Source organism: Gemmatimonadota bacterium (genome assembly GCA_009692115.1).
Taxonomy (GTDB): Bacteria; Gemmatimonadota; Gemmatimonadetes; order Gemmatimonadales; family GWC2-71-9; genus SHZU01.
In genome coordinates this window covers 1-22,839 of the sequence record SHZU01000006.1, presented here as the reverse complement: position 1 = coordinate 22,839, position 22,839 = coordinate 1, and the positions used below count along the sequence as shown (strand labels likewise).

The 22,839-nt window shown below is 65.4% G+C and carries 19 protein-coding genes; 7 read left to right on the top strand and 12 right to left on the bottom strand.

Going from position 1 to position 22,839, the window contains the following annotated elements:
- Positions 1–28 precede the first annotated feature (28 nt).
- From EXR94_08385 to EXR94_08370, 4 genes are read left to right on the top strand one after another with little or no spacing between them, the layout of a single operon-like run.
- Positions 29–727, top strand: coding sequence for a 3-keto-5-aminohexanoate cleavage protein (locus EXR94_08385; protein MSR02741.1), 699 nt, complete (start codon positions 29–31; stop codon positions 725–727).
- Positions 648–845 carry a hypothetical protein gene (locus EXR94_08380; protein MSR02740.1) on the top strand — a complete coding sequence of 66 codons (198 nt, stop codon included), beginning with the start codon at positions 648–650 and terminating at the stop codon, positions 843–845. The genes EXR94_08385 and EXR94_08380 overlap by 80 nt, the downstream gene beginning before the upstream one ends.
- On the top strand, positions 842–2,002 hold the full coding sequence (locus tag EXR94_08375) for an acyl-CoA dehydrogenase (GenBank protein MSR02739.1): 1,161 nt from the start codon (positions 842–844) through the stop codon (positions 2,000–2,002). The genes EXR94_08380 and EXR94_08375 overlap by 4 nt, the downstream gene beginning before the upstream one ends.
- Complete coding sequence (locus tag EXR94_08370) at positions 1,999–3,126, top strand: hypothetical protein (protein MSR02738.1); 1,128 nt, start codon at positions 1,999–2,001, stop codon at positions 3,124–3,126. The genes EXR94_08375 and EXR94_08370 overlap by 4 nt, the downstream gene beginning before the upstream one ends.
- Here the strand turns inward: EXR94_08370 and EXR94_08365 are convergent.
- The 4 genes from EXR94_08365 to EXR94_08350 all read right to left on the bottom strand — a co-directional run bounded on the left by EXR94_08365 (position 3,119) and on the right by EXR94_08350 (position 8,479).
- A complete protein-coding gene (locus EXR94_08365) occupies positions 3,119–4,198 on the bottom strand; it encodes an MBL fold metallo-hydrolase (protein MSR02737.1) in 1,080 nt (359 codons plus the stop codon). The two genes, EXR94_08370 and EXR94_08365, sit on opposite strands and share 8 nt — an antisense overlap.
- A gap of 303 nt (positions 4,199–4,501) precedes the next feature.
- Positions 4,502–5,698, bottom strand: coding sequence for a hypothetical protein (locus tag EXR94_08360; GenBank protein MSR02736.1), 1,197 nt, complete (start codon positions 5,696–5,698; stop codon positions 4,502–4,504).
- Positions 5,699–5,734: 36 nt separating this feature from the next.
- Complete coding sequence (locus EXR94_08355) at positions 5,735–6,784, bottom strand: hypothetical protein (protein MSR02735.1); 1,050 nt, start codon at positions 6,782–6,784, stop codon at positions 5,735–5,737.
- A gap of 96 nt (positions 6,785–6,880) precedes the next feature.
- Positions 6,881–8,479 (bottom strand): class A beta-lactamase-related serine hydrolase, encoded by a 1,599-nt coding sequence (locus EXR94_08350; protein MSR02734.1) that lies wholly within the window; start codon positions 8,477–8,479, stop codon positions 6,881–6,883.
- A 65-nt stretch (positions 8,480–8,544) separates the two neighbouring features.
- On the opposite strand from EXR94_08350, the gene EXR94_08345 reads away from it, so the two are divergent.
- Complete coding sequence (locus EXR94_08345) at positions 8,545–9,327, top strand: peptidase E (protein ID MSR02733.1); 783 nt, start codon at positions 8,545–8,547, stop codon at positions 9,325–9,327.
- Between the two features lie 11 nt (positions 9,328–9,338).
- Here EXR94_08345 and EXR94_08340 read toward each other — a convergent pair whose 3' ends face one another.
- From EXR94_08340 to EXR94_08310, 7 genes are all read right to left on the bottom strand, one after another.
- Positions 9,339–10,466, bottom strand: a complete 1,128-nt coding sequence (locus tag EXR94_08340) for a hypothetical protein (GenBank protein MSR02732.1) — start codon at positions 10,464–10,466, stop codon at positions 9,339–9,341.
- Between the two features lie 73 nt (positions 10,467–10,539).
- Positions 10,540–11,574: an acetamidase gene (locus EXR94_08335; GenBank protein ID MSR02731.1), complete on the bottom strand. Its 1,035-nt coding sequence runs from the start codon at positions 11,572–11,574 to the stop codon at positions 10,540–10,542.
- Positions 11,571–12,806: a DSD1 family PLP-dependent enzyme gene (locus EXR94_08330; GenBank protein MSR02730.1), complete on the bottom strand. Its 1,236-nt coding sequence runs from the start codon at positions 12,804–12,806 to the stop codon at positions 11,571–11,573. Before EXR94_08330 ends, EXR94_08335 begins: the two co-directional genes overlap by 4 nt.
- 5 nt (positions 12,807–12,811) lie before the next feature.
- Positions 12,812–14,998, bottom strand: a complete 2,187-nt coding sequence (locus EXR94_08325; GenBank protein MSR02729.1) for a hypothetical protein — start codon at positions 14,996–14,998, stop codon at positions 12,812–12,814.
- A 182-nt stretch (positions 14,999–15,180) separates the two neighbouring features.
- A complete protein-coding gene (locus EXR94_08320; protein MSR02728.1) occupies positions 15,181–15,690 on the bottom strand; it encodes a CHAT domain-containing protein in 510 nt (169 codons plus the stop codon).
- A gap of 4 nt (positions 15,691–15,694) precedes the next feature.
- A complete protein-coding gene (locus EXR94_08315) occupies positions 15,695–16,336 on the bottom strand; it encodes an arylsulfatase (GenBank protein MSR02727.1) in 642 nt (213 codons plus the stop codon).
- A gap of 1 nt (position 16,337) precedes the next feature.
- Positions 16,338–17,948, bottom strand: a complete 1,611-nt coding sequence (locus tag EXR94_08310; GenBank protein MSR02726.1) for a hypothetical protein — start codon at positions 17,946–17,948, stop codon at positions 16,338–16,340.
- A 449-nt stretch (positions 17,949–18,397) separates the two neighbouring features.
- Between EXR94_08310 and EXR94_08305 the strand changes: the two genes are divergently transcribed.
- Together EXR94_08305 and EXR94_08300 are read left to right on the top strand one after the other, a co-directional pair.
- Entirely contained in the window at positions 18,398–19,087 is a 690-nt protein-coding gene (locus EXR94_08305; GenBank protein ID MSR02725.1) for a DUF305 domain-containing protein, read from the top strand.
- 11 nt (positions 19,088–19,098) lie between these two features.
- Positions 19,099–21,066 carry a hypothetical protein gene (locus EXR94_08300; GenBank protein MSR02724.1) on the top strand — a complete coding sequence of 656 codons (1,968 nt, stop codon included), beginning with the start codon at positions 19,099–19,101 and terminating at the stop codon, positions 21,064–21,066.
- A gap of 81 nt (positions 21,067–21,147) precedes the next feature.
- Here the strand turns inward: EXR94_08300 and EXR94_08295 are convergent, their stop codons facing one another.
- Complete coding sequence (locus tag EXR94_08295) at positions 21,148–22,605, bottom strand: class A beta-lactamase-related serine hydrolase (protein MSR02723.1); 1,458 nt, start codon at positions 22,603–22,605, stop codon at positions 21,148–21,150.
- Positions 22,606–22,839 lie beyond the last annotated feature (234 nt).

The window sequence follows — 22,839 nt, the reverse complement described above, 5'->3', positions numbered from 1 at the left end:
GGTACGTTCAAGTTCGAAAGAGGAACCCATGAACAAACTGATTATTACCGTGGCCCCGATTGGCTCGTTCTCGTTCAAGTCGGACACGCCGCACTTGCCGGTGACGCCGAGTGAACTGATCGAAGACGGGATCAAGTGCTGGGAGGCCGGCGCCAGCATCCTGCACTACCACGCCCGCGACAAAGACCAGAAGCCGTGTCTCGACTACCAGTTCTTTGCCACGGTCCTGGAAGGGCTCCGGAAGCATACCAAGCTGATCATCCAAATCTCGACCGGCTTCCGGTTCCCAACCCACCGCGACGACCGGATCCGGGCCGTTGACCTCCGCCCCGACATGATGAGCCTGAACGTCGGCTCGGTCAATCTGGCCCGGGGACCATACATCAACGACCCCGTCGATGTCCAGTACTACGCCGGGAAGATGATCGAATACGGCGTCAAACCAGAAATCGAGTGTTTCGACGTGAGCCATATCCACGCCGGCATGACCCTGATGAAGAAAGGGCTGATCAAGGATCCGCCGTACTTCGACTTCGTGATGGGCGTCCAGAACGCGCTGCCCTACGCCCCCCAACACCTGATTCACATGATCGGTACCCTGCCGCCAGGGGCCCTCTGGAGCGTCATCGGCGTGGCCAAGGCCCGGCTTGCCCGCCTCCGCCCTCGGCATTGTCCTGGGCGGCAACTCGCGCGTTGGCCTCGAGGACAACATCTTCTACTCGTATAAAGTGCTGGCCACCAACGAGCAGTTGGTCCAGCGCACCGTGCGGCTGGCCAAGGAACTCCAGCGCGAGATCGCCACCCCCGACGAAGCCCGAGCCATGCTCAAGATCACCAACTCATGACCGCCGCCGCGCTCGACGCCGACACCCTGACCGAGCTGCTCCAGACGATCCGCCGGTTCGTCACCGAGCGGCTGATTCCCGCCGAGGAGAAAGTCGACCGGGAAGACCGGATGCCGGCCGACATCCTGCAGGACATGAAGGCGATGGGACTCTACGGGATCACGATCCCGGCCGAGTACGGCGGGCTTGGGCTCAATGCCGAGGAGTCGGTCCAGGTCTTTTTCGAGCTCTGCCGGGCGGCGCCGGCCTTCCGGTCGGTCACCGGGATCAACAACGGGCTCGGCTCGTCGAGCATCCTCCATGACGGCAACGATGAACAGCGGAACCGGTATGTCCGGCGCCTCGCCAGCGGCGAGCTGATCGCGGCGTTCTGCCTGACCGAGCCGGATTCCGGCTCCGACGCCGGGGCCCTCACCACCACCGCCCGGCGCGACGGGGACCACTACGTCGTGAACGGCACCAAGCGGTACATCACCAACGCCCCAGAGGCCGGGATCTTCATCGTCATGGCCCGCACCGATCCCACGAAAGCCGGGGCCGCCGGGGTGTCCGCTTTTATTGTCGAACGGGATACGCCGGGCCTCTCGGTGGCCAAGCCCGACCGGAAAATGGGCCAGAAAGGCGCCCACCTGGCCGACGTGATCTTCGAGGACTGCCGGATTCCAGCCTCGGCGCTGATCGGCCAGGAGGGCCAGGGGTTCAAAGTGGCGATGCGGGCGCTCGACCGGGGACGGGTGCACATCGCGGCCATGTGCGTCGGGATTTCCGAACGACTGATCGACGAGGGTTTGACCTATGCTTTGGAACGGCCCCAATTCGGCAAGCCGATCGCGGAGTATCAGTTGATCCAGGCCATGCTGGCCGACAGCAAGGCGGAGGCCTACGCGGCCCGCTGCATGGTCCTCGACACGGCCCGCCGGCTCGACCGAGGCGAGCGGGTGTCGGTCGAGGCGTCCTGCAGCAAGATGTTCGCCTCGGAAATGTGCTGCCGGGTGGCCGACCGGGTGCTCCAAATCCATGGCGGAGCCGGCTACATCTCCGAGTGCGCCGCGGAACGGCTCTACCGAGATGTCCGGGTGTTTCGCCTCTATGAAGGCACCACGCAGATTCAGCAACTGATCATCGCCAAGGCCATGATCAAGGAGCGCCAGTCATGAAGCGACGCGACTTCGTGGTCTCGTCGGCCGCGGCGTTGCCGCTGGCCCGGCACTTCCGCCCGCTGGCCCGCCGGTCCTGGCCCGGCTATGCCAAGGCCACCGTCATCGACTGCCTGGCCAGTCCCGGTCCGTTCAATAGTCCTGATAGTGGGACGGGACCGTTGACCGACGAGATGGTGGCCAACGCCCGCGCGTCAGGGCTGACCGCCGTCAACCTGACGCTGAGCGGTGGCGGACGGGGTCACGCCAGTTTTGACGACACTTTCGCCAGTATCGGCTATTGGGAGCGCGAGTTGGCGGCCCATCCCGACGTGTTCTGCCGGGTCCGAACGATCGCCGAGCTGACCGACGCCAAGCGGACCGGCCGAGTCGGGCTGATCTACGGATTCCAGGACGCCGTCATGCTCGAAGGGGATCCCGCACGCCTCGACCTCTTCCATCGCTACGGCGTCAAGATCGTCCAGCTCACCTACAACGTCCGGAACTTCCTCGGCGACGGCTGCCTCGAACCGGCCGACGCCGGCCTGAGCGTCCACGGCCGGGCGGTGGTGGCCCGGATGAACCAGCTCGGCATGGTCGTCGATCTGAGTCATTGCGGCACCCGGACCACCGATGACGGCATTGCGGCGTCATCCGCCCCGGTTGCGATCACCCACAGTGGCTGCAAAGCGGTGTTCGATCACCCTCGGAGCAAGTCCGACGCGACCCTCAAGCGCCTGGCCGACAAGGGCGGTGTCATCGGGATCTACCTGATGCCGTTCATCAACGCCGCCGGCCAGCCGACGGCTGACGACCTGATCCGGCAAATCGAGCACGCCGTCAATGTCTGCGGCGAGGATCATGTCGGGATCGGGAGTGACCTCTCGATTACGCCGCATCAGGTCACCCCGGAGTACACCCGGAAGCACCAGCAGTTCGTGGAGGGGCGCAAGCGGTTAGGCATCGCGGCGCCCCGGGAGGAGGACTTCATGTTCGTGGCCGACCTGAACACGCCAAGGCGGATGGAGTCGATTGCCGAGCGGCTCGCGGCTCGGGGCTACTCCGATGCCCGGATCGAGAAGATCATCGGGGGGAATTTCCTCCGGTTGTTCGGAACCGTGTGGGGCAGCGGCCCGCCTATTTGAGGCCGTCCACTAAATCGTAGACCCGTTTGACCGAACCGGCCCGCCGGCGGGCCACCATTTCATCCGTCCAACCTGGGAACCGAGGATAGTAGGCGTCGTACTTCGTCAAATCGAGACGCTTGGCCGCCTCGGCAAAGGCCAGCCCCTCCTGCTTGAGCGCCACGGACTGGGTCCACAAGTCCCGCAAATAATCCCGCAAGTGATCCAACACGGCCAGATCGGTGATCGGGTCACCATGACCCGGGAGTATCACCGCTGGAGCCAGCGCCTTGAGCGAATCCAAGGCCGTGGTCCACTGTTGAATGAACCCATCGCCCAGATACGGGAGGTTGGGTTGCAGCATGTCGCCGGTGGCCAGGATCCTCTCCTTGGGAAGCCAGACGACGAGATCGCCGGCGGTGTGGGCGGGTCCGGGATGGAAGATCACGATCTCGCGGCCGCCCCGGGTCAACGTCATCCGGTCCGTCACCGTCACGTTCGGCGGCACCGGCGTAATCGTGGCAATCGACGCGACGTACTCCTGCCAGACCATCCGTCGCTTCTCGATGTCCTTCCGGCCGGCCGGTGTTGAGGCCGTGTCGAGAGCTTTGGTGAGGTTGCTGATCTGGGCCGCCGAAAACGTCCGGTTGCCGGCGGCCGTGGGATGACTCAGCGACTTGCCTTCGGCCAGCATCCGGCGAGTGAATTCGGTGCCGATGATCTCAATGCCTGGCGGAAAGAACTGGGTTCCGTGAGCGTGATCGTAATGGAAGTGGGAAATCACCAAGTAGCGAACCGGCTTGGCCGTGATCGACCGGAGCTCCTTCATCAAAGCCCAGCCGGCCGCCGGACTGGTTTCCCCGTCGACTACCAAGACATCGTGGTCATTGACGACAATGACGGCGTTCGACTCGGCGCTCAAGTTGCCGGTACCGGCCGCCAGAAAGACACCTTCGGCGATCTTCTTGAAGTCGAACGCCCGGCCCTCGTATCTGGCGCCGGCCGGCCGATCGGCGTTGCGCTTCTGAGCCGTTGCCGGTGCCACCAGCACCGCCACCAGGACCACACCGAGGCCACGAATCGTCACGGGCACCTCCCTTGAAGAACGCTCCCACCCTCAAGGGTAACGCCCCTGCCGATCCGCGGTACCAAGTCAGCGACGGTGGGTTACCGGTGACCGAGCAGCCGCGACACCCGTTCCGCCACCGCAAGGCAGCCGGCCACGAGCGCCTGCTTCACCTTCGGGGTCCACCTCGGTGACGGACAGGCCACCCCGATGGCCGAACTCCTCGCGACGGGCCGGGTGCCACCGTTGATCGCGCCGTTTGCCCTTGACCGATTCCGGCACGACCGGGCGGTCCCGGAACGGGCCTCAGCGGGAACTCACTGACGACGCTCAGCCACCCCATACTTGGCGGTAGACCCGAAGCCAGTTGCCGCCCATCGCTTTCGCGAGGTCGGCGTCGGACCAGCCACGCCGCTTGAAGCCGGCAATCAGATTCGGCAGTTCCCCGATGCTGCCAAATCCGTCGATGAACTTCCACGGCTCGTCGATCATGTCCAGCGGGATGATGTCCCGGTTGACCCCGCCGTCGTAGGGAATCGGCATCCCATCGACGAAGTCGGTGCCCATCCCGACGTGATCGATCCCGACGCGCTTCCGGATGTACTCGTACTGATCGATGTGGGCATCGATCCCGACGTGCGGCACCCGGCCGGTGTTGCCTCGACCGCGGACGTGGAAATCGTTGACCGCCGTGATCCCGATCACCCCGCCGGTGGCCGCGATCGCGTCGATGACCCGGTCGCTGATGCAGCGGTTGTTGTTGGCGATCGACGCGACGTTGGTGTGGCTGCAAATCACCGGAACACCCCGGGAGACCGCGATCGCGTCGAGCGAGGTTTGCTCGCCGGTGTGGCCCCCGACATCGAGCACGATCTTGAGGCGATGGATCTCTTCGACGAGACGATGGCCGGCCCGGGTCAGCCCAACCGTGGGTTCGAGACAGCCGCCGCCGAATGCGTTCACGGTGTTGTAGCAGAGGCCCACGATCCGGAGACCCACTTCGTGGAACGCCCGAAGGGCGGTCGCCGAAGTGCCGAGCGGCGAATTGAACTGTTGCCCCAAAGCGTCGGCGGCCTGCCAGCAGAACACGTTGGAGATCTTGCCGGCCCGCCGGGCCTCGCGAATATCCGCCACCGACTTGGCCAGGACGACCTCGTCCTTGTACCGGTCGAAGAACCCGAGCAGTGCGGCAAACGACGCCATGTCCGACGGCCCGCCGGCCACGCCACAATGGACACCGCCCTGTTGCATTCCGCGGAGATGCGAAAGCCGGATGGTGCCCGCGAAGAGCCCTTCGACCACGATTGGTTGATCTTGGGATGCGGCCCGTGCCGGAGCCGAACCGAACGGCAGCATCGGGAGGGTTCCCGCCGCCAACGCGCCTTGGAGCAGATCACGGCGTTTCATGACGTCACCTCGGCTTCGGATCAGGGAGATTGCCTCGACCGCCGAGCTCGAGGTAGAGCAGGGGAAGTTCTTCCGGGAGCACCCGGAGCCGGTCGGACTGGAAGAACGCGTCGAGAACATCCGTGCTCTCCGGACCGGGCTGGAACGTCGTGGCCCCTACCGAAGATACTCAGCCGCGGCGCTGGTGAAGGCTCCCGGCCGGGCGGTCGCTCCGAGGAAGAACTCCACCTTGATCCGGTCGGCGGCGGTCATTTGGACCAGCAACCAGCCAAAGGTCTCGGTTGCACCGGGCCGGGAAATCTGGTAACCGACCACGCCGCTCGCGGGGCTCACGGTGGCCGGGTGGGGGTCATTCGCTCCGATGTTCCCGAAGAACGGGGACGCGATGGTGCCGCCCACCGACACTTGGGGCCGGCCGCTGAACCAGTCGGGCACGAACGCCAGCGATTTGACCCACCCTGCCATACTTCCGGTGCTTAGATGATCCACCGGGAGCGAGGAGTGGAACCAGTCGCCCACCAGCCGACCGGCCACGCCGAAGTCGATCCGGCCGTCCTTGTCGACCGGCGCCCCCTCCAACAGCCGTGACCGCGAGTAGTAGAGACTCCGAAGCGGCTCGGCGAGGTACTTGTACGGCGAGACCGCGTACCGGGTTCCGAGGCCGTAGCGGGCTGGGTTCACCAAGCCGGGAAGCGTGACATCACGGTCGTAGGCGCCGAGGTCGAACGACGGGCAGAAACCGGTGGTAGTCCCGATCGGCTGCCCGGCGGTGACCCGGGTTCCGGGGACCATGCCCGGCAAGAGCAGCACGTGATCGTAGTAGTAGTGGAAGGTCTTCGTCATCTGGATGTCGACCTTGGTGTCGCCGCGCGCCTCGGTCGCCAAGACCAAAGTGATGACGCCACTCCCGGCGGCGTAGATCGGGCGCTTGCGGCAGTCATTGTGCTGCTGATTGCCGCCGTAGGGGTCGACGAACGAGATATAGACATGATCGGTCGGCAGGGTGTGCCACGGTGGGCCGAGTTTGCCGAGCGGAGTGGTATAGATCACCGACGCCGTATCGATCGGGGACACCGAGAGCACACCCGGTCCCGTGGCCGTCACGCCCCACGGGTTGTCGGTGGGTCCGGTGCCCCCGTTCCCCCCGCCACAGGTGGCAAGAGCGAACAGGAGGGCGCTACCGAGCGAGCGATGGTGGCGAGTCATTCCGGTGATCTAGCATCGATCAGGCCGGGATGAGCGGTGGCCCCCATTCGCAGGCCGACGCCAGATCGAACCCTAACCGTTCGGCGTTTCATGACGTCACCTCGGCTTCGGATCAGGGAGATTGCCTCGACCGCCGAGCTCGAGGTAGAGTAGGGGAAGTTCTTCCAGGAGCACCCGGAGCCGGTCGGACTGGAAGAACGCGGCGATCCCCGTCGGCGTCAACTCGGCGCCGGCCATGTCGGCGATGCCGGCCCGAAACCCTTCGGGGTCCCAGACCGAAGCCCCGTTCCGCTCGATCCGGGGCGCGGCGCCGCGGACCATCATGTCGATCGTTGCGGCCGAGAGTGGCTCCTTGATGCCCAAGACGCCATTGACGCTTTCCACCATCATCAGGCCCTGGACATAGGACACTTTCCAAGCCCATGAATGAGCCGCCACCGGCCGGAGGGTACCGGTCAGGTCCCGCTCCACCCAGGATCGGACGAAGTTGGTGACCAACCCCGCCTCCTGGTAGCGGGCGCCCTGAGCGTCGTTCGGAAGCGCCCACTGATTCATGAAGACCGCGATGGCGAGATCGAGCCCGGGAAAAGCGAGGTAGGTGTTGGTCCACCCCCACATGTGCGCGCCGGAGTGGGCGAAGATCCGGCGATAGGGCTTGTCCCAGTCCGCCAGGGCCCACACCAGGCCCACGGTGGGCGACTCCGTCCCCGGGTACGGCGTCAACATCAGTTTGACGGTCTCAGGCTTGAGGAGTTGGTAGCCGTTGTACCGCCCGTCGTGTTGCATGGCGAGCAAGATCCGGATGTGGTCGCTCGGTTTGGTGACCACGGTGCCGGCGGGATGATCCTCGAAATAGATCGCGGGCGTCGGAATCCGGATCGAGCCGAGGCCGGCATAGCCCCGGGACATCTTGGCCCAGATATCGGGCCGGATGTGGGCCGAATCCTGCACCGGAGGGAATTGAGTCGAGGTCATTCCCAGGGGATCGATGATGTGACGCTGGACGTAGTCGGAAAACGAGAGCTTCTCGGGGTTGGTGACCTGGACCAGATACCCTAACGTCGCGATGCCGAGATTCGAGTAGTCATACTTCTCGCCGGCGCGGGTCGCCCAGGTCGGTAGCAGGCCGCCGTAGAAATCGTTCTGCTTCTTGCCGTAGGCTTCGGGGACGTGCTCGGCGAGCGGCTTCGGATCGCGGAGCACGCTCCAGGCTCCGTTCCCGGCCAGGCCGCTCCGGTGGGTCAACAGATCCCGAATGGTGACGTCGCGGCCGCCGAGCGGGTTGGCGATCTGCCAGCCGGACAGGTAACGATTGACCGGCCCGTCGAGCTCGAGGATGCCCTGCTCCACCAGCTGCATCACGGCGGTCGCGGTGTAGGTCTTGCCCATCGAGCCGGAGTGGGTCACGGTCGCCGCCGTCATCGGGATCCGCCGCTCGAGATCGGCGAACCCGAACCCTTCCTCCCAGATCACCTGGCCTCGGCGGGCAATGGCCAGATTGAGACCCGGGGCCCCGGTCAATCGAAGGATCTGGGGAATGTCGGCCTTGAGGACCTCGATGAGGCGGGCCTCGTTCTCCGTGGGCCGTTCTTGAGCGGCGGCGGGCCGAGGCACGACAAGGCCGAGGGCCAGGATGGCCGCGATCCGGTGGGCCGAGCCGAGAACATCCGAAAGGTTCTGGCGGAGGTCATTCATGAAGGCTTAGTTTACCGCACGCCGGTGGATTTCGTCATCCCCAAGCTCAACCGAAAGCCAACCAGATGAATCGCAGGGATTTCGTCGCCGCCTCGGCCCTCGGCTCGTTCAGCATCGGCACCGCCCGTCTCCCCTTGGACTCCTTGGCCGCGTCCTGCTCCAGCCGGAAGATCCTGATCGCGGGCGGCGGGTTTCACACCGCCTTCATCCGGTACATGGCCACGCTCACCGGCAAGAAGCGTCCCCGGATCTGCTACCTACCGACCGCCTCCGCCGACAGCGCCGCCGGCAAGCTCGCCTTCTTCAAGGACTGCGCCCCGCTCGACGTCGAACCGCACGTCCAGGATTCGTTCATCGAGAGCCTGAGCCAGAAGGAGGGGTGGGACGAGGTTTTCCTGTCGATGGACGCCATCGTGGTGTCGGGCGGCAATACCTTGAACCAGCAGGCCATCTGGAGGGCGCAGGGCATCGACGTCGTGCTCCGACGGGCGTGGGACCAGGGCATCGTCCTGGGCGGCGCGAGCGCCGGTTCGCTGTGTTGGTTCGAGGAAGGCACCACCGATTCGCGGCCCAAGGCGCTTTCGATCGTGAAATGCCTGGGTTTCCTCAAGAGCAGCCACTCGCCGCACTATGACGCCGAGGCGGGGCGGCGGCCGCTGTATCACAAGCTGATCGGCTCGGGCGAGATGAAGCCCGGGTACGCTTGCGACAACGACGCCGGGATCTACTTCGAGGACAACGACGTCAAGCGGGTGGTGTCGGCGCGGGACGGTGCCAAGGTCTACTACGTCAGCGCGAGCGGTGGGACGGTGTCGGAGAAGGTGATGGAGCCGGAACCGATCGCGTAGCGGGCCTTCGATCACCGCGAGCGCGCTTTGACCGCCGCGATCACCGCGGCCGGTAGCCTGGCGACGGTGATGTGCTTGGGCCCGTCTCCCATCGGCAGCCGGACGACCTCCCGGCGATCCGGAATCGAGATGATCGAGAGATCGTCGCTCCGGGTGTTGGCGATGAGGCAGAGCCGCCCGTCTTCCGAGACTTCCGCCCAACCAGGCCCATCGCCCACCGGGATGGTGGCGATCGGGGTGAGTTCCGGCGCGTGGACGAGGGCCGCATAGTCGGACGCGCGGCCGGCCAGGCAGAGGGTGGCGCCGTCGTGGGTAAGGGCCAAGCCGTGATGGGGCGCCTCGAAGTCGGAGTCCGCTGTCGTTATTCCCTCCTTCACAGTCAGCTCGAGACGCTTGACCACTCGGTTGGTAGTGAGGTCGAAGGCGACCACCGCATGTTCGTTCGCCAGCTGGGCGTAGAGGCCCCGTTCGCCCGGGGCGAAGTGCCACGGCCGAATCGGCTTCTCGACATCGATCCGGTCGCGAATCTCCAGGGTCTTCACATCGGCGATGGTCAGCTGGTTGGGAAAGCCCGGCTTTTCCGTCAGCGCCGGCGCGTCCGCCGGGCGGGCGAGGGAAGCCAGGGGACCAATGCTGGTGTTGTAGAGGAGCGTTCCGTCCTTCGAGATCTTGTTGTCGTGGGGGTTGACCCCGGCGATCAGGTGACCGGTGATCTCACCGGTGGCGGCGGTGATCCGGTAAATCCGGTTGTCGAGCATCGCCGAGACGAAGAGACTCTTCCCGTCGGGAGTGATCGTTAGGTGGTCGGCGCGGAGCGTTTCGAGGGATCGGGTCCAGAGCGGCCGGCCGCTCGCGATGTCGAAGGCCGCGACGTCGCCGAGATAGCCGCGGGAGACGTAGAGGGTGCGGCCGTCGGGGGAGACGTCGGTGTCCTGGGCATAGTTCGGGCGGCCGGGGCCCCGACGGACGGTGCGGGCGGGATTGACGTCGATGGTCCCGACCACGGTGCGGGCCGCGAGGTCTACCAGGGTGACCGTGCCTGATTCGCCGTTAGCCACGAACGCAATCTCCGGCGACGGGGGCGGGGTCACCCCGATCGCGAGAAGGATCGTCGCCAGGCGGGCTCGGTGATCTGCCATGAGGGGTCTCCTGCAACTCCGAGGGGCGAAGGCGACGGCGGGGTTCGACCGGAAGGCGTTACGAGCGAGACCTTCAGGGCCGCCTCTTGAAGATGCTCTTTGGCACGGTCGCGTGGACACCCTTGACGCCGTCGACCAGCTGGGTCACATGCAAGTCCACCACCATGCTCGCCAAAGCGTAAGCGTCGGCTGGTGTGAGCTGGTAAGTATCGCTCAAGTGCTTAACCATCTCGCGGGTAGCCATCCGGGCCGCTTCGTCGAGGTCCTCGTTGAGGCCCATGGTGATGTAGTGGGTCGGAGTTTCGGCCCGGGGCCACGTCAGCTTGAGGTCTTTCCGCACGATCAGATGGAGGCGTCCCCACAGGGCACCTTCGAGCGCCGTCCCATCCACCTCCCCGTGTCCTTGCGCCAAATGACCGTCGCCAATGGACAAGAGCGCGCCGGTGACGTGAACCGGCAGATAGAGGGTCGTCCCCGACACCAGATCTTTGTTGTCGAGATTCCCGGTATGAACGCCCGGCGGCCCGCTCGAAATCCGTCCCATCATCGCCGGAGGCGCCACGCCGAGACTGCCGAAGAATGGCGCCAGCGGAAATTCGATGTTCGGTGCGAAATGCGCGACGTTCGCTTTGAGGTCCACCGGCACGGTCTTGAAGTATCCGTAGGGGAAGTCTGCCGGGAGCGTGCCGCCGTTCGGTCTGAACAGGTTGATTCCGAACGGCTCCCGCCCGCGGACTTCGAGGATTCTTACCTCGAGCACATCGCCCGGTTCCGCCCCTCGGACGTAGACGGGGCCGACCAGAAGATGGCCACCGATTCCGCGGTCCTTGATTTGGTTGAACGCTCGCATCTCGTCGGTGACCCACTTCGCTTCCATTCCGTACCGCCCCAGGACCTCGGCCGAGTGGAGTACGGTCTCCACCTCCACCACGTCACCCGATGCGACGGTCAGTGCCGGCTTCGCCGTGGCGTCGTAATAGCCCCACTCCACGGTGGAGACGGTCGGCTTCAACTGGTGAGTCTTGCCGGTTTGCGCGGCTCCAGGCGCGACGAGCGCGGCGGCAACAGCGACCGTCAACCCGACTGTGGCGACCGGGTTCCGTTTCAATCGACCCGCCCGCGAGCTTCAACCGGCCACACCGACTCCACCATTCCATTGCGGACCCCGAAGAATACGTTATGCAGATTGACCGTCGTGTCGCAGTGGCCCGGCACGAACTCGACCTTGTCGCCTACCTGGAGATCCCGACTGGGATTCTTGAGCACGATGATCCCATGCTCGTCGCCGCCCTGCCGGTATTCAATCCCGGTGAGGCCCTTCGGCGAAGGCATCGATTCATCGGTCGACAGGGCCTTGTTGCCGCCGTCCGTGATGGCCCGACCCTTGGCCCGGCTGATCACCGTGGTGAGCACCGACAACGAGGTCCCGAAATCCAAGAAGGCTTCGCTGTGCTCGCCACCAATGGCGCGGTAGTGGGCGTCCATGAAGATGTACGAACCCGGCTGAATCTCAGTGACCCCCGGCACTTTGAGGTCGATGTTGTAAGTGCCGGTGCCGCCCACGCTCAGGATTGGAATCGCAAAGCCGGCCTTTTCGAGCGCCGACCTGGCGGCCAACGCCCGGTCGAGCGCCATCATCGAGGCGTCGCGGCGGTTCTGGAAACCGACCACGTGCATGTTCATGCCCGCGTAGGCCTGAATGCCCCCGAACCTGAGTGACGACAGCTTCGTCAGATGCTGGACCAACGCGACCGCCTCGCCCGGGGTGTCCACCCCGGTCCGATTCTGCCCCACATTGACGTCCACCAACACCGTGAGCGTCCGCTTGGCGGCAGTAGCGGCCGCATCCAGCTCGTCGAGATTCCGGGTACTATCCGCCACGACCTTGATGGCCGGAGCAACCTCGGCGAGCGCAAGGAGACGCTGGATCTTGCGTCGCCCGACCACCGCGGTCGTGATCAGGACGTCTGTGATCCCACCCTTCACGAAGACTTCGGCTTCGCCGAGCTTCGCGGCGCAGAGGCCTTCCGCCCCCGCGGCAAGCTGCTTCTTCCCCAGAACAGCGGACTTGTGGGCTTTGCCGTGGGGACGGTACTTCCCGTGCTGGCTCCGGCAAGCGTCCTGCATCGTCTTGAGGTTCCGCTCGAAGATGTCGAGATCGATCATCAACGCCGGGGTGGGAAGCTCCTCGATACCAGCCTTGAGGAATTCAGCATACGCCGAAGCAGGCTGCTGTACTTCCAGTGCGGCTCGGCCGGAGGCGACGACGCCGCCGACTACGGCCGCGGTGGCGGTTGACTGGGCTAGGAAATCGCGCCGGGACCAGTGTTGCCGGTGCATGATAGCTATCTCGCCTTTGGAGGAATGACACGGAGCGACACGACGCCGACCGACGCCAAGAATCGGAAGTACTGTTCCAGATCGGCGCCATCAACCACGCCGTATTCCGCCCCGACCGCGTCCCGAATCTCCCGCAGGTTCCGGGTACCGTTCGCGAAATTGAGCGCTTCGAAGAGCAGGTAGTGACCCCGTTTGGCGAGGTTGATCTTGCCGCGCCAATTGGGGTCGCCGGTTTGTTGCCGAAGCCACTCCATGCCGTACTCGGGTCGAAAGAAGTTGACCGGGCCGCGGAGGCTGTCGGTCCGCTGGGGGATGATCGTCGCCAGCTGAGTTTCTGTTGTTGTGGGCCCCGGCATGGCGAGCGTCAGCCGACGATCGGCGGCCAGCGCGGCCGCAAGCTCATGGAAGCCCGTGGTGTTGGCGGCGCCCAGCGCCTCGATTTGTTTCCGCGCCCTGACAATGGCCGAGCGCCCCGATGGCGTGCTAGTGAGGCCGCTAAGTGTTTCGATCGCCGCCGTCTCACGCGCGGTTGACTGAGCCAACACGTTGGCCGCCTCGCGATAGCGCTCTTGAAATGAAGCCGGCTCGGCACCGGTCAACATCGTCGCGGCGCGCCGGCCCTCCGCTGCCATCCGGGACTGGGCATAGCCCACTACGACCGGGGCCAGTGTGGTCACCGCCTCGGGCGATACCGCCGCCAGGTAGTATCCGGTCGCGGCGACCGTGATCACCGAACGCCGCAACTGGGTGGCGTCCATCTTCGTGATGTCGTCCTGCTGGGTCCCAAGATAGATGTCAGGCCAGTCATTATAGAGGACGGCCGGCACCCCCAGGCTCGCATCGCCCACGTCCTCATGATCGCTCGGGCCCCAGAACGGCTCGATGGCGTAATGGAACTGATCGCGGCTCCCGCTCGGCGCAAAGGTCGGGTCCTCGAAGCCCGGTCCGGGCCGCGCCGAGTGGATTGCGGCATTCCGAATGGCCGTTGAATTCGCCCGGCCGACGGCATGCATGAAGTCCTCGGCGACATCACTCAGAAAATGGGGATGAGAGTACGGGAGTCGGTACATCCTGAAGATGGCTTTCGCCCGCTCCTGATGGAACCCCGCCATGTCGACGTTGAGCATGACGAGAATCCGTTTCCGCTCAGCGGGATCACCGAACAAGTTGTAGATGCTGCCGTAGTGCTCCGGGCCCCACAAGAACCGGATGGTCCGGCGGGGCCGAGGCAGTCGGCCCTCAGCGATCAACGTGCTGAGCACCCGGGCGATCTCGACGGTCGTACCCAGGCCGCTCAGATTGTTGGCGCCGCCCGTGTTGCGATAGTTATCGTGGGCGTAGATGTAGACCTCGGGCAAGTTAGGTTCGGTGCCGGGAATGACGGCGTTCACCACCTTGTACTCGCCCGGACCCATGGCGGTCTTCACGACCGACCTGAGGGTGATGTGCTCCCCTCGGTTCAACAGCTCCCGGAGCTCGGTGCCTCTCGCATAGGACAAACCAAAGGCAAACCCCGTGGGTTCACCCTTCGGCCCAAACCATGGCAGCAGCGTCGGGTTGCTGATCAGATCCGGGAAATCGATGGCCTCGACGGTGCGGTACCACACCACCCCAGCCGCGCCCTGATTCCAGACCGCCTCGGCATGCACCGCGCCCGGCTCACCCGACGCCAGAACCATCTTGCCCCGCACATCCTTCCCGGCATAGTCGGCGGGGCGAAGCCCGGTGCCCACATCGACGAGCTCCGCCGTCACCTCCCCGCTCGAGCTAAAGCGGCCGAGTACCACCCGGTGAACCGCAAAATCGGCGAGCAGCATCCGGCGCGGCGAGATCATCGTGAGGGTGCCCACGTCGGCCTCCCAGGCCGGCTCTGTCAGAAACGTCCAGAAGAACTTCCTCCCATCAGCCGGAAAGGCCTCGATCGTCACATCCGCCAAGCCGTACTCGCGGGCCCGCCCGGCTAGATAGTCGGCGATCTGATCGTGACCTTTTGACGGCGCAAATCCACTGAAGCGGGTCTGGATGGTCTGGAAGTGGACAAGCGGCAGCTCGCCCGAGCTCTCGGCGCGAATTGCCTCGAAGAACGGTTTGGCGAGGAGAGCGCTCGTCTGCGCGCCAGCGGGGACGAGGGCGGGCACCGCGCCATAGGCCAGCGCCAGCGTCACCAACACCCTCTGGGTTCGTGGTAACACGGGATTCTCCAGGAATCCCAGCGCCGATCTACCGAGGCGCTGTTTAGTGGTCTTACAGCAGTCTGTACCCGCGAGCCAGCATCGACGCGACACCCGATTGTTCTTGCTGAGCAAGTTGGTACCGGTTCCAACATACGGCGCCAAAGACCGAGAGTCTAGCTCACCCACTAGGGCAACGACCCTCACCTGATGATACTGATACGGAGATGAGCCCGCGCCCCGGTCCGACACCGCCACAACGTCGCCACCACGTTCGCCGCCCCGGCCCGGTGGAACGCGAGCGCCAGGGTCGCGAGATCTTCCCCGGGATCCGCTCCGCTCCGAATCGGCGCCCGGCGGGCCGTTTCGCATCCCGACAAGAAAACCAAGCGGGCCGTCGTCCGAAGACCGTCGATCTCGTGGACCTCGAGCCGCCCATCCCCGTCCCCGCCCGGCGCCAGGTCGATCCGCGAAAACAACGGATTGTCGGCATTGAGCGAGGCATGAGTCGCCACGTGGATCACCTCGACCCGGTTCATCGCCGCCGAGAGATTCGCCTTGGAGGCGGCGGCACCGGTCAGCCGCTCCACCCGGTCAAACGCCTTCGCCACCTGAACGGCCTCAGCCCCGCTCCACGGCAAGCTACGGGGATAGGGTTGCCATGAGGGGTCTCCTGCAACTCCGAGGGGCGCGGTGGTCCGGTCCCCATGAATGTAGCTAGCGGCAGCGCTCCCGCATGGCCCGGACGGCGCTCGCGACCGGAGTCAGCACCGGCCTCCCGGTCGCGGCTGCCACCATCGGTGCCGCGCGGGCCATGCTGAACTGGGCCAGCGCAATCGTGGTACACCCCTCCTGCTCCACCAGTCGCCGGGCCGCCGCCGACACCAGGTCGTCGTGACGCGGGCCGTCCCCGGCTTGGAGCGCCGCGAGCCCGCCGTCGGCGAGTGCCACGCGGACGTCCAGCTCCGGCGGGAACTCCGGCCGCATCGAGGCCAGGGTCGGGGCGAACGTGGCCACCAACCCAACCCGGCCGCCGGTCCTCACGGCCTCCTCGATCATTGCCTCGTTCGGCTTGAGCACGGGACGCGGGGCCAACCGGCGCGCGACCGCCTCGATGCAGGGACCAAACGCCGAGCAACTGAACAGAAGCCCATCCGCGCCGGCCTGGACGGCGTAGTCGGCCAGGATGAGGAAGCGCTCGGTCATGGCGACATCGAGTCCTCCGGACCGGGCCAGATCCGCTGAGAGTGAATCATCCAACAGGTTGATCCGCTCGGCCTCGGGCCAGCTCCGGGCCATTTCCTCGTTGACCGGCGCGATCGATTGCTGCAGCGCGTGGATCAGCGCGACCCGCGCCACGCTACCGGCCGCCGCGGCGGATCGGCTGGCCCGCCAGGACCCCGGTGACTTTTCCGTTCTTGAGCGCAAACTTGCCGTTCACAAGAACATGGACCGTGCCCTCCGAGTATTGACGGGGCTCGTCGTAGGTGGCCTTTTCCTGGATCCTCGCCTCATCGAACACCGCAATGTCGGCGAAGAATCCTGGTTTGATGAGGCCGCGGTTCGGGATTCCGTAGAACGAGGCGGGGAGCGACGTCATCCCGCGGATGGCGTAGGGCATGGTGATCAGCTTCTCGTCCCGCACGAGCTGGGTGAACTTCCGGGTAAAGCCGCCATAGGTCCGCGGGTGAGTATAGGTGCTGTCGCTGGCCGGGGTGTAGCCGTCGGTCGTCGTCATGATCCAGTCCTTCCGGGCCAGGGTGCGGACGTTCTCGATGCTGTAAATGTCGAGGTTCATGTCCATCAGCCGGGTGCCGTGGGTCTGGATCAGGAGACGGCGAATCGCCTCGGTCGGTGTCACCCCCCACCTGGATGCGATGTCGCTAAGCGAGCGCTTGGTGAATTCCTTGGGGCCTTCGGTGATGAGGATCTTGGTCGGCCCACCCCGGTTGGCCAGGATTTCGGCGATCTCGGGTTCCATCCTGGCCCAGGAAACCGGATCCTTCAACCGAGCCAGCAACGAGTCCGGGCCCCCGGCCGGCGCCCACCGCGGCATCAGGTGGCCGTCGACGCTCGACTCGGAGGCGGTGTAGACGATCTGCGCCCCCATGATGTTGACCCCCCGCCCTCGGGCCGCCTCGATCCGGCGGATGGCCTCCGGCATGTCGGGATGCGCCTTCAGTCCGAGCGAGTTGAAGTGGCTGAACACTAGCGGCGTCCCGCCTTCTTCCGCGATTTGGATGGCCTCGGTGACCGAATTGAGGAAACCAACTCCTTTATAGGACACGCCCATGTCGCGGTCGTGGGTATCGTAGACCCCGCCGTACTCCGCCGCCACCCGGTTGAGCGCGATGACTTCGTCGGTCGAGGAGTAGTAGCCTGGGTTGTAGGCGAGCCCCGTCGAGAAGCCCAAGGCCCCTTCGTCCATGCCTTTGCGAATGTAGGCCTTCATGAGGTCGACCTCCGCCGGCGCGGCGGGGCGGGCGAAGTCGTTCCCCATCACCATGGTGCGCGCGGGGCCGTGCCCCACGAACCGCGCGGCGTTGAGGGTGATGCCCTGCTTCCGATAGCGCGCGAACGTGGCCGCAATGTCGTTGTCGCCGAAACCGTCAATGCCGAGGATAACGGTCGTGACTCCTTGCGTCACGAAGGGACGCCCCCACCGCCCGGGCTCGCGGCCGGCCTCCTCGTGGGAGTGGACATCCCAGAGCCCGGGCGTGACTAAGAGCTCCTTCACCAACACGGTGTCCCGGGCCCGAATGCGGGCGCTCTCGGCATGTCCGACGAAACTGATTTTGTCTCCCGTGATCCCAATGTCGGCGGAGACCCAGTCGCCGCCGGCCCCGTCCAGCAGCCGACCCCCGAGCAGCAGGAGGTCCGCTCGGATCGGGACCGGAGCGGCCTGCCCCGACGCCATTCCGGTCAGGAGAACGACCAGGCCGGGCATTAGCATCAAAACGCGGAGGTTCATCCGAGATCTCCAAGGGGCGGTCAGGTACCCAAGCGCGATACCAAAGTACGCCTCAGGTTCGTTTCGGTACCAACATCGGGCCCGAGCGGGTCAGGGCCCGGTCGGCAGGGACGGCACTGTAGTCCCGGTCCCAGGCGGCCTGGATGTACCCAGAGGCCCCCGCCCCGAGGACGAGGACAACGACGAGAACCCCGCCGAGGATTTTTGCGGTCTTTCGCACGAAGCTGAATAAGGTGAGGACCGTCTACGATACCGCCGGTGGGCCGGGTGCGCCATCCTTCGACGGCCCGGGTTGTAACCTTTTGTGCCGCCTGCCGTTATGTCTCTCCTCTGTCCTGGGCGGCTACCCCCCCAAGGGCGACGGAGGCACGGGTTGAATCCGTTTGGCCAATATCTAAGTAGTATTGGAGGTAGCCAGCCGGTCGTCGGAGGCTCAAGGAGACAGTCGTGTGACAAGCATCATCCTCAATCGCGGGGTTGGATTGGCGCTGTTTGGCGCCGCCGCCATGGCCTGCGCCGGCCAGCCGGCCACCACCACTCCGGCCCCGATCCCGAGCGCGGAGGTCGCGGCGTCGCTGGAACGCAGCATCGCCAAAGCCCAGGCCGACAGCGCCCGTTACGCCTACACCGAAGCCGACATCCGGTTCATGTCGGGAATGATCAGCCACCACGCCCAGGCGATTGCGATGGCTCGGTTGGCCCCCACCAATGGGGCCCGTCCCACCGTGGTGACCCTCGCTGGCCGGGTCATCAACGCCCAGCAGGACGAAATCGCTCTGATGCAGAACTGGCTCCGCGAGCGGCGCCAACCGGTGCCGGAGCCCAACCCCGCCGGCACAAAGATGGTGATGAATGGCGTCGAACACGACATGTTGATGCCCGGGATGCTCACCCCCGAGCAGATGCGCCAACTCACCGCCGCTCGGGGCCCCGAGTTCGACCAACTCTTCCTCAAGTTCATGATCCAGCACCACAACGGCGCCACCGCCATGGTCAAGGAATTGTTCGACACCTACGGCGCCGGGCAGGATCAGTTGGTGTTCAAGTTTGCCGCCGACGTCAACATCGATCAGACGACTGAAATTGCCCGGATGGAAAAGCTGCTGTTCTCGATCATCCTAGAACGACACTCCAAATGAGGAACCGCTCCATGCGTCTCGCTCGTCCGCTTGCCCCGCTCGCGCTCGGCCTGGTGGCCCTGGCAGGGTGCTCCAATACCAGCAGCTCGGGCGGCTCGATGCCGAACCCGAGGGCTGCCTTGTCGATTACGCCGCCGAATCCCGACCCTCGGGTCGGCCTCAAGGCCGGTGTGTACGACGCGGGCGAGGCCGCGTGGAACATGCGCCTGGTCTCCAACACGAAGCCATCGGCCCAATTCGTCGGCAGCACCAACTCGGACCTGGCCTTCAGCGGCAACCTAGTGTTCCAGGGCAACTACAACGGGTACCAGGTGTGGGACATCTCCAGTCCCGCCAGTCCCTCACTCACATACAGCAAATATTGCCCAGCCTCGCAGAGCGATGTGTCGACCTACAAGAACCTGCTCTTCGTGTCCGCCGAGGGGAACACCGGCCGGATCGACTGCGGCGACCAGGGCGTCAAGGACCCGGTGAGTCAAGAGCGGATCAAGGGGATCCGGATTTTCGACATCACCGACCCCGGCAACCCGCGGAACGTGGCCAACGTGCAGACCTGCCGGGGCTCCCACACCCACTCGGTTCTGGTTGATCCCAAGGACACCGAGAACGTCTACGTCTACATCTCGGGATCCTCGCCCAGCCGTTCGGATCTGGAGCTTCCCGGGTGCATCGGCGACAAGAACGACCCCAACACGGCCGAGTTCCGGATCGAGGTCATCCAGGTTCCGCTCAAGGATCCCTCGAAGGCCGCCATCGTGAGCACGCCGCGGATCTTCAACGACCTCAAGGCCGTCAAGGCGCACGGGGCCGCCCCGGACGACCTTGCCACGGTCCAGGCCGCGCGAGCCCGGGGTGAATTCGTCGTGAGCTTTGGCGGGGGCGATCAAGTGCTCCCCGCGGGCTTTGCCAAGATGCTGCTCGATTCCGTCGTTCAGGCCCGCCAGGGCAGCGGCCTGCCCACCTCAGCCGATAGCGCGGCGCTCCGGGCCGGCTTGCCCGCGATGATCGCCAAGATGATCGGTCGCGGGAAGGACGACGGCCACACGCACCCCGGTGTCACCAGTTGCCACGACATCACCCTGGCTCCAGGCATCGGGATGGCTGGCGGCGCCTGCGAGGGTTACGGCCTGTTGATCGACATCAAAGATCCGGCCAACCCCCGGCGGATCGGCGCGGTATCCGACACCAACTTCTCGTACTGGCACTCGGCCACGTTCAACAACGACGGCACCAAGATCCTGTTCAGCGACGAGTGGGGCGGCGGCGGCGGCCCGAAGTGCCGGGCCACGGACCCGAAGGAATGGGGTGCTGACGCCATCTTCACGATTGAGAACGGCCGGATGGTGTTCCAGAGCTACTACAAGATCCCCGCGGCCCAGACCTCGCTCGAGAACTGTGTCGCCCACAACGGCTCAATGATCCCGATTCCCGGGCGTGATGTGATGGTTCAAGCCTTCTATCAGGGCGGGATCACCGTGTTCGACTGGACCGATCCCAAGCACCCCAAGGAAATCGCGTTCTTCGATCGCGGCCCGGTGGATGGGGCGCGGATGGGTAACGCCGGCTCCTGGTCGGTCTATTGGTACAACGGGTACATGGTCAGCTCCGAGATTGGCCGGGGACTCGACGTCTTCGAGCTGACCGCGAGCCCGGCAATGACGCAGAATGAGATCGACGCCGCCAAGACCGTGAAGCTGGATTACCTCAACGCCCAGGGTCAGCCCAAGCACGTCTGGCCGGCGAGCTACCCGCTGGCACGAGCTTACCTCGATCAGCTGGAGCGGTCAGGTGGGTTGCAGGGCGGACGGATCTCAGCGATTCGGCAGTCCCTGGCGTCGGCGGAAAAGGCTTCAGGCTCGGGGCGCAGCTCCGCGTTGGGCCAGCTGGCGTCGCAGGTGGCTTCGGACGCCAACGACTCTTCGGACGCGGCCAAGGTTCGGCTCCTGGCCGGCGCCGTGAAGAACTTGGCGGCAAAGTAGTAACAATCGGTTCATCGATTATCAAGCGCCAGCGGCCCGTCGGGTCGCTGGCGCTTGTGTTTGGCCACTGTCGGCATCGGGTCAGGCTCCGGTACGGCGAGCGGCCCGCCACAAGCTGTGCATGAACTTGAAGCGCCCGTCGGGCCCGGGCTGGTGGAACGATGCCAGCCCCATCCGGCCCCAGACCCCATGGAACATTTCGGCTGGTGCACCGGCCACCGCGAACAGGGTTGGCGTGAGGGGCACCCATCTGACGGCGGGGAACGCGAGCGCGCCACCCATGTAATCCGCCAGGAACCGGTGGTGTTCCTCGTCGCAGGGCTCGATGGCAGACGCCATCTCGAGGACGCCGTCGACCGCCTTGATCGTGGTCCGGGACTGGAAGTGCCGGTATTCGCCCTCGTAGGGCGTGAGGTCCGTTGGACCTGCCGACACCTGGTACGGCGCTTCGACCGAACGCCCCGCCAGTTCCTTGAGCACGGTGGCGATCACCGCGTCGTGGATGGCGACCGACCCCGGCCCGCTGCCGAAGCCCACCACGATCAGGTCGAGCTCGGGGAAGACCACCAGCGACGAGGTCCCGCCCGGCGATCCGCCGCCATGGCCGAGGGCCACGGTGCCGCCGATCGGGGTGAGGCGCCACCCCAGGCCTGACGGCTCGCAGTTCGGGGTGCCAGGCCCGAAGCTCGCGGTCCGCATCAGTTCCGCGGACTCGCGGGAGATCACCCGGGTACCGTTAGGCGAAACGCCGTGGTTGAGGTGGGTTCTCCCGAACGCGATCAGGTCGGCCGCCGTGACGATCGAGGTTGCCCCGGCGGGGGCCGCGGACACCGGCAACATGAAGAGGTGGGACGGCCTGACGCCGCCGGTGGCTGGGTCGGCGAAAGCGCCGATCGCCGTCCGCCGAAGGATGGCCTGGGTGGCCGAGGTGGACGAGTCGGGCATCCCGACGGTGGCGTAGATCTCCCGTTCGAACGCCTCGTTGAATGGCAGTCCGGTCACCAGCTCGATGATCCGCCCGGCCAGGGTAAAGCCGGGGTTCGAGTAGTGGCTGAAAGTGCCCGGCTCGAAGAGAGTGCCGCAGCTGGCCAGGGCGGATATATAGGACGCCACGGCCCTGGGCCCGAACTCGCGGGTGGGCATCAAGGTGTCGGCATCGATGCCATTGGTGTGGTTCACCAGGTGACGGACCAGGATCCGCTCCGCCGCGCCCGGCTCGCTGAGCCGGAAATCGGGCACGTAGCGAACCACGGGTTGATCGAGATCCACCTGGCCTCGTTCGACCAGCCGGAGCAACGCCGTGGTGGTGAGGACCTTGGTGATCGACCCGAGGAGCCAGCCGGTGTCGGCGGTCATCGGGGCGCCGGTGTTGAGATTGGCGATTCCGTGGACCGGCGTGATCTGCTGGCCGGCGTGGTAGACGCCCGCCACGTATCCGGGGACCAGGCTCTTGGGGGCCAGTTCGGCGAGCTGGGCCTGAAGGATCGGTTCGAGGGCAGTGAGAGTGGTCATCCGGCGGCACAGTTCATTCAAGCGCATCGGGCCCTCCCATGAATTCCTTTTGCGAACCTACGGGCCTCTCCGATGGACCGCAATCAGACGCGCCGCCATCGCGCTAGCTTGGGAACGCCCCCGGACGGATTAGACGAGGAGTTCGCCCCGCACACAGGTGACGCTGATGGCCCGCATCCGGCTCCCGTCCCAGTTCCGCTTCTCGTAGGGGCCGATCACGCTTTCCGAGGCATCGAAGTCGATGTCGTCGAGCGCGGTGGC